The sequence below is a fragment of the Microbulbifer maximicatervae (SeqCode) genome (assembly GCF_052467825.1).
In genome coordinates, this window is the sequence record NZ_CP174327.1 from 1,477,339 (window position 1) to 1,491,140 (window position 13,802).

General features: G+C 49.2%; 18 protein-coding genes. 16 read left to right on the forward strand and 2 right to left on the reverse strand.

Going from position 1 to position 13,802, the window contains the following annotated elements; genetic code table 11:
- Positions 1-365: 365 nt before the first annotated feature.
- Together ACJJII_RS06605 and ACJJII_RS06610 are read left to right on the forward strand one after the other, a co-directional pair.
- Entirely contained in the window at positions 366-824 is a 459-nt protein-coding gene (locus tag ACJJII_RS06605; RefSeq protein WP_413663928.1) for a hypothetical protein, read from the forward strand.
- Between the two features lie 13 nt (positions 825-837).
- Positions 838-1,050 (forward strand): hypothetical protein, encoded by a 213-nt coding sequence (locus ACJJII_RS06610; protein WP_444895557.1) that lies wholly within the window; start codon positions 838-840, stop codon positions 1,048-1,050.
- A 75-nt stretch (positions 1,051-1,125) separates the two neighbouring features.
- Here the strand turns inward: ACJJII_RS06610 and yihA are convergent, their stop codons facing one another.
- Positions 1,126-1,785: a ribosome biogenesis GTP-binding protein YihA/YsxC gene (gene yihA, locus ACJJII_RS06615; RefSeq protein WP_444895556.1), complete on the reverse strand. Its 660-nt coding sequence runs from the start codon at positions 1,783-1,785 to the stop codon at positions 1,126-1,128.
- Positions 1,786-1,909: 124 nt separating this feature from the next.
- Here yihA and ACJJII_RS06620 point away from each other — a divergent pair, with 124 nt between their 5' ends.
- The 9 genes from ACJJII_RS06620 (at position 1,910) to ACJJII_RS06660 (ending at position 10,124) form a co-directional block, all read left to right on the forward strand.
- Complete coding sequence (locus ACJJII_RS06620; protein WP_282930502.1) at positions 1,910-2,584, forward strand: c-type cytochrome; 675 nt, start codon at positions 1,910-1,912, stop codon at positions 2,582-2,584.
- Between the two features lie 229 nt (positions 2,585-2,813).
- Complete coding sequence (locus ACJJII_RS06625) at positions 2,814-3,500, forward strand: thiol:disulfide interchange protein DsbA/DsbL (protein ID WP_444911864.1); 687 nt, start codon at positions 2,814-2,816, stop codon at positions 3,498-3,500.
- Between the two features lie 123 nt (positions 3,501-3,623).
- Positions 3,624-4,820 carry a biotin/lipoyl attachment domain-containing protein gene (locus ACJJII_RS06630; RefSeq protein ID WP_444918685.1) on the forward strand — a complete coding sequence of 399 codons (1,197 nt, stop codon included), beginning with the start codon at positions 3,624-3,626 and terminating at the stop codon, positions 4,818-4,820.
- 44 nt (positions 4,821-4,864) lie between these two features.
- A complete protein-coding gene (locus ACJJII_RS06635) occupies positions 4,865-5,329 on the forward strand; it encodes an ecotin family protein (protein ID WP_444918686.1) in 465 nt (154 codons plus the stop codon).
- Between the two features lie 265 nt (positions 5,330-5,594).
- Positions 5,595-6,074: a hypothetical protein gene (locus ACJJII_RS06640; RefSeq protein ID WP_444918687.1), complete on the forward strand. Its 480-nt coding sequence runs from the start codon at positions 5,595-5,597 to the stop codon at positions 6,072-6,074.
- 45 nt (positions 6,075-6,119) lie between these two features.
- A complete protein-coding gene (locus tag ACJJII_RS06645; RefSeq protein ID WP_444918688.1) occupies positions 6,120-6,794 on the forward strand; it encodes a hypothetical protein in 675 nt (224 codons plus the stop codon).
- A gap of 359 nt (positions 6,795-7,153) precedes the next feature.
- Positions 7,154-7,564 carry an ACT domain-containing protein gene (locus tag ACJJII_RS06650; protein WP_444911866.1) on the forward strand — a complete coding sequence of 137 codons (411 nt, stop codon included), beginning with the start codon at positions 7,154-7,156 and terminating at the stop codon, positions 7,562-7,564.
- 14 nt (positions 7,565-7,578) lie between these two features.
- The gene (locus tag ACJJII_RS06655) at positions 7,579-8,322 is read left to right on the forward strand and encodes a hypothetical protein (protein WP_444918689.1); all 744 of its coding nucleotides are present in this window, start codon (positions 7,579-7,581) and stop codon (positions 8,320-8,322) included.
- Between the two features lie 176 nt (positions 8,323-8,498).
- On the forward strand, positions 8,499-10,124 hold the full coding sequence (locus ACJJII_RS06660) for a M28 family metallopeptidase (protein ID WP_444918690.1): 1,626 nt from the start codon (positions 8,499-8,501) through the stop codon (positions 10,122-10,124).
- 26 nt (positions 10,125-10,150) lie between these two features.
- On the opposite strand, the gene ACJJII_RS06665 is transcribed toward ACJJII_RS06660, so the two are convergent.
- Entirely contained in the window at positions 10,151-10,870 is a 720-nt protein-coding gene (locus tag ACJJII_RS06665; RefSeq protein ID WP_444906746.1) for a 4'-phosphopantetheinyl transferase family protein, read from the reverse strand.
- 356 nt (positions 10,871-11,226) lie between these two features.
- On the opposite strand from ACJJII_RS06665, the gene ACJJII_RS06670 reads away from it, so the two are divergent.
- The 5 genes from ACJJII_RS06670 to ACJJII_RS06690 are packed head-to-tail and all read left to right on the forward strand — an operon-like array spanning position 11,227 to position 13,795.
- The gene (locus ACJJII_RS06670; protein ID WP_444906745.1) at positions 11,227-11,952 is read left to right on the forward strand and encodes a beta-ketoacyl synthase chain length factor; all 726 of its coding nucleotides are present in this window, start codon (positions 11,227-11,229) and stop codon (positions 11,950-11,952) included.
- 4 nt (positions 11,953-11,956) lie between these two features.
- A complete protein-coding gene (locus tag ACJJII_RS06675; RefSeq protein ID WP_444918691.1) occupies positions 11,957-12,727 on the forward strand; it encodes a lysophospholipid acyltransferase family protein in 771 nt (256 codons plus the stop codon).
- Positions 12,724-12,981, forward strand: a complete 258-nt coding sequence (locus ACJJII_RS06680; RefSeq protein WP_108731261.1) for an ApeE family acyl carrier protein — start codon at positions 12,724-12,726, stop codon at positions 12,979-12,981. The genes ACJJII_RS06675 and ACJJII_RS06680 overlap by 4 nt, the downstream gene beginning before the upstream one ends.
- Positions 12,982-12,992: 11 nt before the next feature.
- Entirely contained in the window at positions 12,993-13,247 is a 255-nt protein-coding gene (locus ACJJII_RS06685) for an acyl carrier protein (protein ID WP_413663941.1), read from the forward strand.
- A 20-nt stretch (positions 13,248-13,267) separates the two neighbouring features.
- Positions 13,268-13,795 carry a COG4648 family protein gene (locus ACJJII_RS06690; protein WP_444918692.1) on the forward strand — a complete coding sequence of 176 codons (528 nt, stop codon included), beginning with the start codon at positions 13,268-13,270 and terminating at the stop codon, positions 13,793-13,795.
- The last annotated feature ends 7 nt before the right edge of the window (positions 13,796-13,802 follow it).

Consider the following 13,802-nt stretch of genomic DNA (forward strand, 5'->3'; position numbering starts at 1 on the left):
GTTACCCCTGGGTCCCACGACTACATTGCCTGTTATCCACTTCCGGCATAATTGGGGCATGGCATAGGTCTAACCTAAAGGTTCACACATGCGCTTGGGAAGCATGAAAGTTCAGCCTACCATCGAAACAGGTAAAGAAATTTTGGGATGAAAAGAACCCTCAGGCGTACCCGTCCCCCTGGGTGCGTCTGACAAGTGCCCCACCCCAAGGGCACTGTCCCCTAGCCGGCAGCCCCATCTGCCGGCTTTTTTTATTTCATTAAATGACTCCATCACAGAAGAAAGCAAAAGTTGCTTGTGAATGCGCTTGCAAATGATAATGGTTCGCATTATCATTAAGTTAAATCAAATATGGGGGGTTATCGGTGAATTTACGTTACTTGTGTGCCAACCATCGCCAATGGTTGACCGCTGACACGGATCGAGCAGAAAAGGCGTGGCTCGATTGGATTGAGCGCGGCAAGCTTTTGCTTGAAGAGTGCAATTACGCCGAAGCAATACCTTATTTGGGATGCGCCTTCGATCTGGCCAGCTTTCTTCTGGAAAAGCAGTGGCCAACTTATGCCATTTCGGCAACGCGTTTTAGTGAAAGCGCTATCTGGTTAATGGCTGCCTACCGGGAGCTGGGTGATGAAAAACTTCGAAACTACATACTTGCCGGCGCCAGCTCAGTACTCGCCCGCGAGTTGGGCGATAGCCATAAGCAAAGGGTTGCGGCGGATTGCATCAGCTCACTCTACCCCGGAGAGACACAGCAGCAGGTACGTGAGTTCTCCACAGCCAGAATATCCGCCTGTATTAATGGCGGAAACAGAGTGCACTGAGGGGAATGAAAAGATGAATGCCGATGGCAATTCCCGTCTGTTGACGATTGCCATACACGAAGAAACCCTTGCCGCTCTTCTCGCGCAGAGGTACTTACATGCAGAGGAATTGCATTGTTTAACTCCGGGGGCACGCCGACGGCTGCACCGGGTACTGCTTCGCTCCCTGATCCCCGAACAGAAGCGCAAAGCAGCGGCAACTGGTGTGCCCGGAGTTCACTTTTAGGAATTTTCTCCGGTGTGAGAAAAATTGAAGTGCTTGTGTTGCTCGGGGGGCGCTGCCCCCGGGCTCCCAGCTCGTTCAATCGTCGGTGGGTGCGGCTTCCTCTGGGATTTCCAGCCACTCATTGAGCTTGCGCTCGAGTTTGTCCAGGCCTGTTTTTTTGGTCGATGAGAAGATCTGCAGAGTGACCCCGTGATTGAGTCCCTGCTCCTTGAGGGTCTTCTCCACTGCAAAGCGAGTGTTGTTGGCTGGACCGTTCTTCAACTTGTCGGCCTTGGTTAGCAGGATGTGCACTGGGAGCTCGGCCTCTACTGCCCAGGTGAGCATATGCAGATCGAACTCCTTGAGGGGTTGGCGAATGTCCATTAGTAACACGAGTCCACGCAGGCACTCACGCTTCTCAAGGTAGGTGGCCAGATGGCGCTGCCACTCATCTTTCATACTGCGGGCGACCTTGGCAAAGCCATAGCCGGGCAGATCCACCAGGCGCTGCTGGTCGGAGAGGCGAAAGAAGTTGATCAACTGGGTGCGCCCCGGTGTTTTAGAGGTACGCGCTAACTTGTTGTTTTCCGTGAGCGCATTGATGGCACTGGACTTCCCCGCATTGGAGCGACCGGCAAAGGCCACCTCGGCACCAAAGTCCTCCGGACACTCAGTCAGGGTGGGGGCACTGGTGAGAAATTGTATGGAACGGTAGTTCAGTTTTGGTGGTTGGGCTTTAAATTCTGAATTTGACATCGTATAAGTCTGTTTATTCGGTACACTCGCTTGGCGCGCAAGTATATAATGCCGCCGTTTTCGCGTCGCAGGACTATCGGGGGCGGTGCGAAACGCCATCTCTCAGCGCGCAACGGGACGACGTATGAACAGCATTATCAAGAACACTGCTCTGGCACTCGGTTTAGTTTTCGGCTTGGGCGCCGTGCCCTTGGCGCTGGCTGCGGGCGACGCTGCTGCGGGCAAGGCAAAAGCCGCTCAATGTGCAGCCTGCCACGGTGCAGACGGTAACAGTATTGCTCCAGCTTTTCCAAAGATTGCCGGACTCGGCGAAAAATATCTGTATAAGCAGCTTAAAGATATTAAAGGTACACCTGACGGTAAAAAGGCCCGCGATGTGCCGCAAATGATCGGTCAGTTGGACAACTTCAACGATCAGGACCTGCAGGATATCGCCGCTTACTTTGCCTCGCAGCCAATGCAGCTGACCGGATCTGAGGCTATTTCCGTGATGCTAAACAACGGTGAGAACGTCGACGGCCTGATGCTTGGACGTAAAATCTACCGTGGTGGCAATATGGAGACTGGTGTTCCCGCATGTATGGGATGCCACTCACCTGCTGGACTGGGCAATGCACCGGCCGGTTACCCTCGTCTGGGCGGTCAGTATCCAGAGTACATCGAAGCCCAGCTGAAAGCATTCCGTGCGGGTACCCGCAACAATGACGGTGAAGTTCGCACTATGCGCACCGTGGCCAAGCAACTCTCCGATGCAGAGATCAAGGCGCTGGCCAACTATATCGCAGGCCTGACTGACTAATAGTCACAGGATTTGAGTACACTGAGGCCGGTCTGCAACCGGCCTTTTTTGTGCCTGTCGCCTGAGCATAAAGCCGCTTTCCATAGACGTACTAGGCAGTTTTTGCAGTGTTTCCTTGCACGAGGGTCCGGGAACTTAAATAATCTGCGTTGTCTATTGTGTCCTCAGTGGCTCGACAGCCCGCCGCTAGATGGCGTTCGCACCACTAAATAAAAGTTGGAGAAGACTTATGAGAGCATTTCTCGCCCCGATCACGATGGTTTTTGCTGTAATGTTCAGCCTCGTTGCCTGCGCCCAGGAAAGTGGCGAGTTCAAAGCGGGCCAGCACTATGAAGTATTGCCGCAGGCTGTACCACAAAAGAGCAACGACAAGATCGAAGTGACTGAGATGTTCTGGTACGGCTGTGCCCACTGCTTCACTTTTGAGCCAACTCTGGAGCGCTGGAAAGAAAAGATGCCCAGCGATGTTGCGCTGCTGAAATTGCCAGCAATTTGGCAGCCGGTTATGGATGTACACGCTCGTCTTTACTACGTAGCAGACTCCATGGGTGTTCTGGAAAAGATGCACACTCCTATCTTTAACACCATCTACACTCAGCGCCAGATGCTGGCTGTCCGCGAAGGTCGCAACTGGGTGCCTGACTTAAAGGCTATCGAGACTCTGTTTAACAAGCATGGTGAAGATGGTGCCAAAGCTGCGAAGCTGATGAATTCCTTCGCTATCAACAGCAAAGTTAAGCAAGGTATGGCCAATCAGCGCGCTTACAAAATGACTGGTACCCCGGAAGTTGTTGTTGCGGGTAAATACCGCATCAGTTCCTCTTTCCCCGGATATAAAGGTAAGAGCAATGGCCAGGAGCTGATGCTGCAAGTGGCGGATTACCTGATTGCCAAAGAGCGAGCGGATCGCGGCTAAGCTTTCCGATTGAAGAAACCCCGCCTCGAGCGGGGTTTTTTATTTCTACCCTAAGAAAGGTGCCCCGCAATCTGTCGAGAGGCTCCTAACATCGATCAACCTTGCCCGATCCGGAAGCCACTAATGGGATTCAAATGGATTTTACTGTTTACCCTCCTAGCTGGCTTAATCGCACCTGTTTCAGCCCAGGACACTTCAAGCAGCAATACTGTGGCCGCTCAGGCCAGCAATCTTCTCTCCTATATAGCGGTAGACTACGGCGATGCTGTAGAGAACGGGCAGCGACTGGACACTCCTCTGTATGAACTACAGAAGCAACAGGTAGAAGAAGTACTGCGTCTGGTCACTCAACTCCCCGATCGGCCTGGTCGGCAGGGTTTGCAGAAAAGCCTCTCGGACTTGCGTAAGGCGATTGAGGATAAGGATTCCAGCGCAGAGGTGCGCCGTCGAGCCAATGCAATCGCCGATCGCCTTGCTGCTTTGTATCAGCTGCAGCGGTCACCCAGTTACTCTTTGCCCTCGCCGGGTTTTATGATGCCTGTTTATCAGCAGCGGTGTGCCATCTGCCACGGTGTCGACGGTGAGGGTAGTAATGAAGGCCCAGCCCTCAATGATCTCGAGAGAATGGCGGGGTTCAGTCTTTATGATCTTTATAACACCCTGGACCCAGAAACTGACTCTATTCACACAGTCGACATTGATGGAGATCTGACCGGCCTACAGCGCTGGGCATTAGCGGTGACTGTCGCTGCTTTTCCAGTGGCGAATCAGTTACCACCCTCTTCCGACTTGGCGACCCGTTACCCCGGGTTACTGGGACTCCCGGGAATGGCGACCACTAAACCGGCGGAACTTGAGCCAACTCTGCAACAAGCATTGATGTGGTGGCGCGGAAACCCCCACCTTGTACGCACTCTGATCCCCCCTCTTATCAGCGCAATTGGCTTGCTGCAGCTGGCGGAGACGGACTATCGAGGAGGAGATATAACATCGGCATACGGTAAGTTAATGCTGGCTTATCGTGATGGGTATAGGCCGTTACGACAGGAGCTGCTGATTCGTGACAAGGTACTGGTGGAGCAGCTTCAGGTCCAATGGCAGCAATTGCGGGGTGACTTGATTGGTGGCGCCAGTTCTACAGAAGTTATTGCCGCGTTTCAAAATCTGCGGACGGATCTCAATCTGGCCCACTCCAAGTTGGAGCCACCTGCGATGGGGGAGGAGCGATACCTATGGACTGCCGCTCTGTTTGCTTTGGCAATTGGTTTGGGGGCGCTGCTCTGGTGGGGACTGCGAAGACAAAAGCGAACTAGACTTTAAAAAGTTTTGTCCGCCATTTCCCGGCGCAGTAGTGAGGCCATACCATGTCAAAATTAGTTGCCACTGCCTTCATCTTGTTACTGGCCCTGGATTGCCACAGTTCTGAGCCTCTGGATGCATTTCCAGAGGAGGTTGATGGCAAGTTACGTCACGTAATCAAGCTGCCCAAGGTTGTCGATGAAAGTCGCTTTAGGGTTGAGTTGATACCGGGAAAAAGCCAAGTCGCGGAATGCAACTTGCAAAGCTTTAGCGCCCCATTGCGCAAGGACATACTCCCAGGCTGGGGTTACCCCTTCTATGTCCTGTCCGACCTGACCCCGACCACAGATACGCAAAAGGTCTGTGCCCAAGGCAGCGAATCCCGGCGATTTATCACCGTGCGCGGTGATGGCTTGATGCTGCCTTATAGCAGTAAGTTGCCAATGGTTATATATCTGCCTCAGGGCGTGCAGTTAAAGTATCGGGTGTGGAGAGCAGACAAGAATTTTTCCGAAGCAAAATCCAGATAGTTGGACTACCGGTAAAAGTGACTTGCCATTCTTTTTGTGAATTTGTCGTAAATTTGAATATTTTTAACGTTTAACCTGCCACCGTTGTAAATTGCGTCTAGCCTTACTTTTCGAGGGATGTGAAAAATAGCGCCTGAGCGTTTTTTCATGCCGATAAGTGAGGCTTTAGCCCCGTAATCGGAAAGGAAAATTGGCGACTTCCCCAGTCGTCTTTTGAATAACCCGCCCCCTGTAATGCACTGGGGCCGATACCGTAGGGCAGCGCATGAAGTTTTTGCGTCATTTACCAAAGCGGCATTTTATCAAGCCGGTTGTTCCATTTGTCACAGCAATTTTCCTAGCGATACCAATGTGGGCCTCGGCGGAGTCCGCCCAGCAAAAGTGGGCGGGAAATTGGCTGGTTGTGAGTGAAGGCGATGATCAATTAGTGTGGCAACTGCATGCCGATGGCTCCGGATATGCCTATGGATTTAATACCAAAGGCCTATTGACCCATGGTTTTGCCATTAACTGGCAATTGGATGGTGACCGGGTGCGAGTTAAAACGGGAACTTCGGTGCGCTGTAAGGGCGGGGTTGTATCTGTCGCATTTCGAGATTGGAGCCGTGCCACCCTCCTATTTGCAGTGATTGATGGCCGTCATTGGCTGCAGGCGGGCGGTGGACTTCTGAGCTTTCAGCGTCGGTTGGCTGATTGGCGAACCCCCAAGGCCGGTGCAAGTTGCCCGGATATTGTCAGTCGCTAGCAGCTTAATTCCGTGCGAACGCTATTTAATCCGTGCGTGGAAAAGATGAGTAGTGGGTGGGAATGGATAAAATTCTATCTCTTCCTGCCACTGCTAATTTTTGTCGTAACTGCAAATGCCAGTGAAGAGAAACGAAAAACACTTAATGAAGGCTGGCATGCAAAATCACGCTACGATGCCAGTCAATGGGTTGGGGCCTGGCTGATTTCCCGCGATGGTGAAGCGCGGCATGTCTGGAGTCTCAAGCCCGATGGCACTGGGAGATCCTACGCTTTTTTAAGGCAAAATGGAGAGATGCAATTCGTATTTGGATACGATATTAATTGGTATTTTGATCCATTTACTCAAATGGCCAATATAAAGACCGGACGCAGAATTATTTGCAAGCGAGGGAAGATTTACCCCTATTTTCTCACTTTAAAATCCTACGAAAGCGACTATGCGGTAAGGGGAAAGTTTGCCTGGCAAACAACATGGACAGAAGTGAGTATTGGGCGAAATCGCCTGCATAAATCCTACGTAGTTTTTGTAGCCCCCCTATCCGCATGGCATGATCCAGATAGAGATTCACCCTGCCCCAAATTTCCCCGTGTGCGACTGGAAAAGGATATTGATGCGGTGCTGAAGAGCTGGGAGGTTGAACAGGATTCGTCGGAAGTGGATACAACTCCGGCACCCAATGAACCGGAATTTGATGGTGAAGAGCTGAGAAATCCGTAACTTCTCACAGTCATTGGGTCAACTTCTCTCAATAAGAAGTAATCCCATCAATATATTTTTAACTTTCCACCAGCTAAAATCCGACTTCTCTAAGCTTCAGGAAAACTCTTAAAAATATTTAGTTATTAAACTGCCAGCTCTGTTAGGAAAATAATTCTAAAAAAATGCGTGATCTTATTTTTTCCAAATTAAAATAGCCTGCCGGGTAATAGAGAGCCCACAAAAAGTAGTTTTAGAGTTGGACTATTTTCACCTGAAAACAGGTATTAATCAGAAAGATTGATCCAAAAGCAGTGCGACCGTGTAGAAACCGGTCGTATTAATCAGGTTGGAGAAAACTTCCAGACGGCAAAGAAAGCATGAAAGCTGATCTATCCGTAGTGAGAGCATTGAGAACTTTGTATCCCAAGCTGCACGATGAAATCTATGTGTTTTGTCAGGTTTCAGATAGTCGGTTTACAGATATTTTGTCAGAGAGTTTGTGTTTCTTCCGAGAAGGTGAGGGAATGAGTGTGATACTGCCTCAACGTTCGGCTCGGCAATTAGATATTGCCGCAAGCGCCCCCTTTCGCCAAATCACTTTGCAGATCCTGGCTGGTCTTGATGCGGTGCGGGTTATTCCTGTGGTCGCCCAGGAATTAATGGAGGCTGGAATAGATACCAGCGTGGTATCCACACTACACCGTGACCACATTTTTGTCCCTGATGAGCGCGCGGAATTTGCAGTAAAAATTCTGCGCGGTATTCGAAATCGAGTTCAATATAGCTGATATGTAGCCTGCCAGTGCGTATCAACTACCCCCCCACAGAGCCTCATGGTGAGATTCGCCAACTGTTGCCTAATTTTTTTTATGTTCCCGGAACTATCAAACTAGCGCCGGGGGTCACTATCAATCGCAATATGGGAATCGCTCGCTGGCAGGATCACCTTACCTTGATTAATCCCATCAGATTGCGTCCACAGCAGGAGGAAAAGTTAAAAGATCTCGGGCGTGTGAGTCACGCGATACGGCTTGGCTATCACCATGGACGTGATGATCTCTACTACAGAGACCACTTTGATCTTACCTTTTGGACACAGCGCGGCTCAGATTTTTATCCGCCGAAAGCAGATAAGGTGTTGCGACAGGAGGGTGTTTGTCCAATACCGGGGGGGCAATTTATTGTCTTTTCCCAAAGTCAGTTTCCAGAGGCCGTATTGTGGCTCCCGTTTAGTGGCGGACTACTGGTCAGTTGTGATGCCTTGCAGTATTGGCAGTCATGGCATGGGTGCAATTGGCTTGGTAAAAACCTGCTGAGGTTTTCTGGTATCCGCCGAGGTATGCAGATTGCTCCCTCCTGGAGAGCAAGGGTGACACCAAGTGATAAAAATCCCAGGCTGTGGTTGAAGTACGACTTCGAACAAATCCTAAGGCAGCCATTTTTGCACTTTCTTGCGGCTCATGGAGATTTTTGTGCGGATAATGCCTACGAGAAAGTAGCTTATGCGGTTGGACAAGCGTTCCCCGGTTTGGGGAAGGCTGCATAGATGAGTTTAGCGAGTACAGTCAGGGCGCAGCTCACTGGGCCTCAGCTTAGATTGCCCTAAATCGTGGTAAGATGGGCAATTGCTTGACGGTCCACAAGCACCTGTAGTGGTGCGATTTCAAATGACCTGTCCGTATCAACAATCACGCTTTGTATTCCTGAGAAGTAGCACTCCCCATGAGAGTTAAAAGTCTATTGGGTGCCCTGGCTATGGCACTATTGGTGGCTTGTACCACCTCCAGCATTAACAGCACTGGCCCCATTGCAGATAGTGATTACATCCGTAGAGATATCAATTTCCTCGCATCAGCGGAACTAGAGGGTCGCGATACCGGTAGCGAGGGTTATCGCCAAGCGGCACAGTATGTGGCTGGCCAATTTAAAAAGATGGGGCTGATTCCAGCAGGGGAGCAAGGTTACTTCCAGGAAGTGCCTTTTCGCAGTGCCAGTTGGGATGGGAGTGATCCTGAATTTGTCTTAGAGGGCCAGAACGATGAAATCGCCATGCAATTTGGCGAGGACTTTCTAGCATCGCCCTCCGCACTGAGTGAGCGCTCGCAGATCAATGCCGAGTTGGTATTTGTCGGTTACGGTATTGAGGCTCCGGATTTTGGCATTAATGACTATCACGGCCTGGATGTACAGGGAAAGATTGTCGTTGTGTTAGCAGGCCGGCCGCAGAGCTTGCCCAGTGAAGTGGGGGCTCACCACTCCTCTCCTCGCACCAAACGCCAGGTTGCCGCAAAACATGGCGCTGTGGGTTTTGTTCGCCTGTATACGCCTGAGCGGGAGAAACGCCGCCCATTTGACTACTATGCGAAGCACCGTTTTGACGACACTTTTGATTGGGTGAAAAAGACTGGTATGCCCGGTAGTGCAATCCCGGGGATGCACCCGGGAGTTATGTTGAGCATCGCTGCAGGCGGCAAGCTGTTTGATGGCGCTGAGCGCAGTCTTGAAAGTATTTTTGCCGATATTGAGCAAGGAATAACTCCAGAAGGCTTCCCCCTTAGTTACCGTGCAAAAATGAGCAGCAGCTCTAACCACAAGCGCGTAACCAGCCCGAATGTAGTGGCTGTTTTACCGGGAAGTGATCCAATCCTGAAAGATGAATATGTTGTTTTTTCCGCACACCTGGATCATGTTGGAAAGAAAGAGGACGGCGAGATTTACTACGGTGCCCAGGATAATGCTGCCGGTATTGCGGTGATGTTGGAAACCGCACGTCTTTTTGTTGAATCCGGGCAAAATCCTCGAAGATCACTGCTGTTCGTTGCTGTTACCGCAGAGGAAAAAGGTTTGTTGGGGTCGGATTATTTTGCCGAATACCCCACGGTGCCACTGGAATCGATCGTAGCCAATATCAACCTTGATATGCCCATGCTGCTCTATCCATTCCGCGATATTATTGCTTTCGGTGCTGAACATTCATCTTTGGGGCGAGTTGCGGAGGAGGCTGCAAACCGTTCCGGGCTTAAACTCAGTCCCGATCCTATGCCGGAGGAAGTTATCTTCGTGCGCAGTGACCACTACAATTTTGTCCGTCGCGGAGTGCCCTCAATCTACTTGATTACCGGAAGGGAGGCAAAAGACCCCAGTGTGGATGGTACTGCTGCACAGATGGCTTTCTTCCGCGAGCGCTACCACAAGCCAGGGGATGCTGCGGACGAGCAGATTAATTATGAGGCGGCTGAGGAATTTACCCAGGTAAATTACCTGATTGCCCGGCAAGTTGCCGATGCCGACAGTCAACCATATTGGTACGAAGGTGATTTCTTTGGGGATTTATTTTCCAGGGATTGAGCGGTTTGAACACCCTGGGAGCAACCCTAACTGAAACCATTGATTGGCTTCAGGATAGTACTATCGCTTGTTCTCCCGCAGTGGCTAGCTCTAAATGTGCCTATTGGGTTTACGACAGAGGTGGCTTGATTGTGTTTAACCGCAAGGCTTAGGTAGGCTCCAGGCTTCGGCTGTCCTGTCCACAATAGGTAATTCTTGTACGGATGGTTCAATTGCTGAGGTCGGTTAATTACAGGAGCTGAGGCCAGCAGCTGCCCCAAATCGACACCAGAACATTTAGCTAATGCTTCTTTGGCGGTCCATTTAGTGAGGAAACAAGCAGCTACTTGCGATGTTGGGAGCGAGTTTAGTTCGGTTATCTCCGCCTTGTGGAAGTATTGCTTAGCCATGGCCAACCAATTCCTTTGGTGGGACTCATTTTCGCAATCAATACCTACTGGAGTTTCCGCTATTGCTACGGCAACAAAGTCATCGGAATGGCTTATGGAAATATGACAAAGGGGTTTTCCTCTAACCATAGCAATGGTCGGTGCTTCAGCCTCAACTGTAATTTCCCAAGGTGAATACTCGTATTGCTCCGCAATTAAAGTGCGCAGTAATATTCGCCCGGCCAGGAACTGGGCTCGGCGTTTAATACTGTGTATTTTCTCCAGCCGTGAGAGCTCAGTGCTTCCCAGCAGGTGAATGGAATCTCCCTGCCAGTTTCCTGACCAGCTATTGAAGGAAGAGCAGGTAAAGTAAGGCATTTGATAACCCCTAAGAATTTGTTCCCTTTGGAAGCGATGGAATCTGGTCGACTTAAAAAACCTTCACTTTAACGGCTGGGGGGCTGTGCAATACAAGTTTCCCATGGCAAATGTGTACCATAGTACGAGAGAATAAGTGGCCGGAAAAGCCCGTGTATTTCACTGTAATCTAAGGCCGCGCATCGACCTATAATTCAGCGCTTTTACTGGCGGCTATTGGTCATTTTGTGTACCATTCCCGCCCTGTCTCTGGTCGCGCAATACCTATTAGCCAACTAAAAATAATGGTGGGAAAGGCCAGCTTCAGCTTTTTGATTTTGGGGGATGGAGCTCTGCTCCAGAATTAATGTTTGGTTATGGAATTTGTTGTCAGTAATTGGCGAGCATGGTGCTCGGGAATATCAGATCAATCGGATTGGCAGGGTTGGCGTAGAGGAGAAAAGCAGCTTGGTGGAAATAGCCAGGCGGATGTGTCTTTTCTTCCTGCAATGCAGCGCCGTCGGTTGAGTCCGCTGGCTAAAGCCGTTTTTAATACCGCTTTTCCGCTATTAGAGCAGGAAGATATTCCTTTACTGCTTTGCTCAGTGCATGGCGAAGCAATGAGGACTTATTCCTTGTTACAAGGCGTTGCAGCAAGTGAAGACCTATCGCCAACTGCATTTGGACTTTCTGTACACAACGCAATTGCAGGACAGTTCTCTATTGCCTGTAAAACCAGGTCTCCAGCACTTGCTTTAGCTGGGGGGGATTTTCCTATGCAGTCGGGTTTTATAGAGGCTGCTGGTCTACTCCAAGAGGGTGCTGAGGAATTGCTTTTAGTGTTCTGTGAAGAAACACTACCTGAGATTTACTATCCCAGCGCTGAGAGCTCAACATATATTTGCGCAACGGCTATGCGCTTGGCGAAACATAAATCTAGTGATACAGATATAAAACTATCGTTAACTGCCAGTGAATGTGCGGGAGCTGAGTCAGTATTTGCAGAGCCTGATTACCAGCTTCCGTTGATTAGATCTTTGATTGATCGCGAGGGGCGTATACCTGTTTCAGAGAGATGGGAGCTACAGATCAATGCCAGTTAACTTATTGCCGGCAAAGAAAAAAGACAAGTATTGGCTAAGGTTGGTCGCTACGGCGATAGCATTTAGCCTGTTCGGTATCGGTGGATTGATACTGCGGTTTGTTCTGTTCCCACCATTAAAGGTGATCTATCGGGACGCAGAAGTTCGAAAATGCAAGGCTCGTTTGTGTATCCACAACGCTTTTCGATTGTTTATTGGCTTTATGCATATCACGGGAATCTACACCTATCAATTTCGTGATGAACAAAAGTTAGCTAAACCAGGCCAATTGATATTGGCAAATCATCCATCGCTTATTGATGTGGTATTTCTAATATCCCGAATACCGAATGCCAACTGTATTGTAAAAGCCAGTTTATTTAGAAACCCGTTTATGCGCGGCGCAGTAATGACTGCAGGCTATATACCTAATGATGACCCGGAACAGATTATCGAACTGGCTTCGAAATCACTACAAAAAGGGGAATCAGTAGTTCTCTTTCCAGAGGGAACTCGCTCTGTACCAGGACAACCGTTTAGGTTTCAGCGTGGGGCAGCCTACATGGCGTTACGCTCCGGGGTGACCCCAACTCTGGTAACAATACGGTGTAATCCACCGATGCTGATGAAAAATATTCCTTGGTACAGTATTCCTCTGAGTCGACCACATTTTCAATTCGATGTGAATGAATCAGAGAGTTTTATTCAAGTAAAAGAAAAAGATGAAACACCACAAGTAGCCCGAGAGGTTACTCAAGAATTAAAAGCATTTTTTACCGAGGAGTGTGCTGCGTGAAAGAGTTAGTTGAAGAGCTTAAAGTTCTGATTATTGATGTATTAAATCTGGAAGATATTACTCCAGAAGAAATCGTAGCAGATGAGCCCCTTTTTGGAGAGGGCTTGGGGCTGGATTCTATTGACGCACTAGAGTTAGGTCTTGCTCTGCAAAAAAAATACAACATATCAATAGATGCAGAAAGCGAAGATACAAAATCGCATTTTGCTAATGTGAATAGCCTGGCAAATTTTGTCAGCAGCAGCCGCGCATAATAGAGGTATTTATGTTGAATAGCAGAGAAGAAATTTTGCCAAAATTGACCGAAATTCTGGTTGAGATGTTTGAGGTCGATGAGGCGGATGTAAAAGAAGAAGCCCACCTCTCTGATGATCTTGATATAGATAGTATTGATGCTGTGGACCTAATTGTTCGCTTGAAAGAAGTAACAGGAAAGAAAATTGCACCTGAAGAGTTCAAAAGTGTAAGAACTGTTGGAGATGTAGTTGGTGCAATTGAAAAGGTAATGGCAGAGAAGTGAGTCGATTCGCGCAGCTAATATTGGTCATTATTCTGACACTGTACCCTGTGGCAATTTACTTTGGCATAGAATACTTGTCTTTAAGTAGTATTCTGTTACTGCTGTTGATGGTTGCGGTTTTAAGGGTATTGTTTGGCGGCGCGAATAAGGCGATTGGCACCAAGTTAATGGCCGTGGCCTTGGCTTTTGTTGTTGGGGTTTCCTGGTTAAGGGGCGACTCAAACGGACTTCTTTGGTATCCAGTACTTTGTAACTTGATTCTATTTTCACTGTTTTTATACAGTTTGAGTCAACCGCAAACATTAGTAGAACGGCTTGCTCGCCTTACGACTCCAGATTTACCACCTGAAGGTATTCTATATACACGAAAGGTTACCAAGGCATGGTGTCTATTCTTTTTAATTAATGGAAGCCTCGCACTGGCAACTGTTTTAAACGGCGATATGAAAGTCTGGACTCTTTACAATGGCCTTGTTTCATATGTGCTAATGGGAATTATGATGGGTGGTGAATGGCTACTGCGTCGTCGCGTCCAAAATAAGGTGTGAGTTAAGG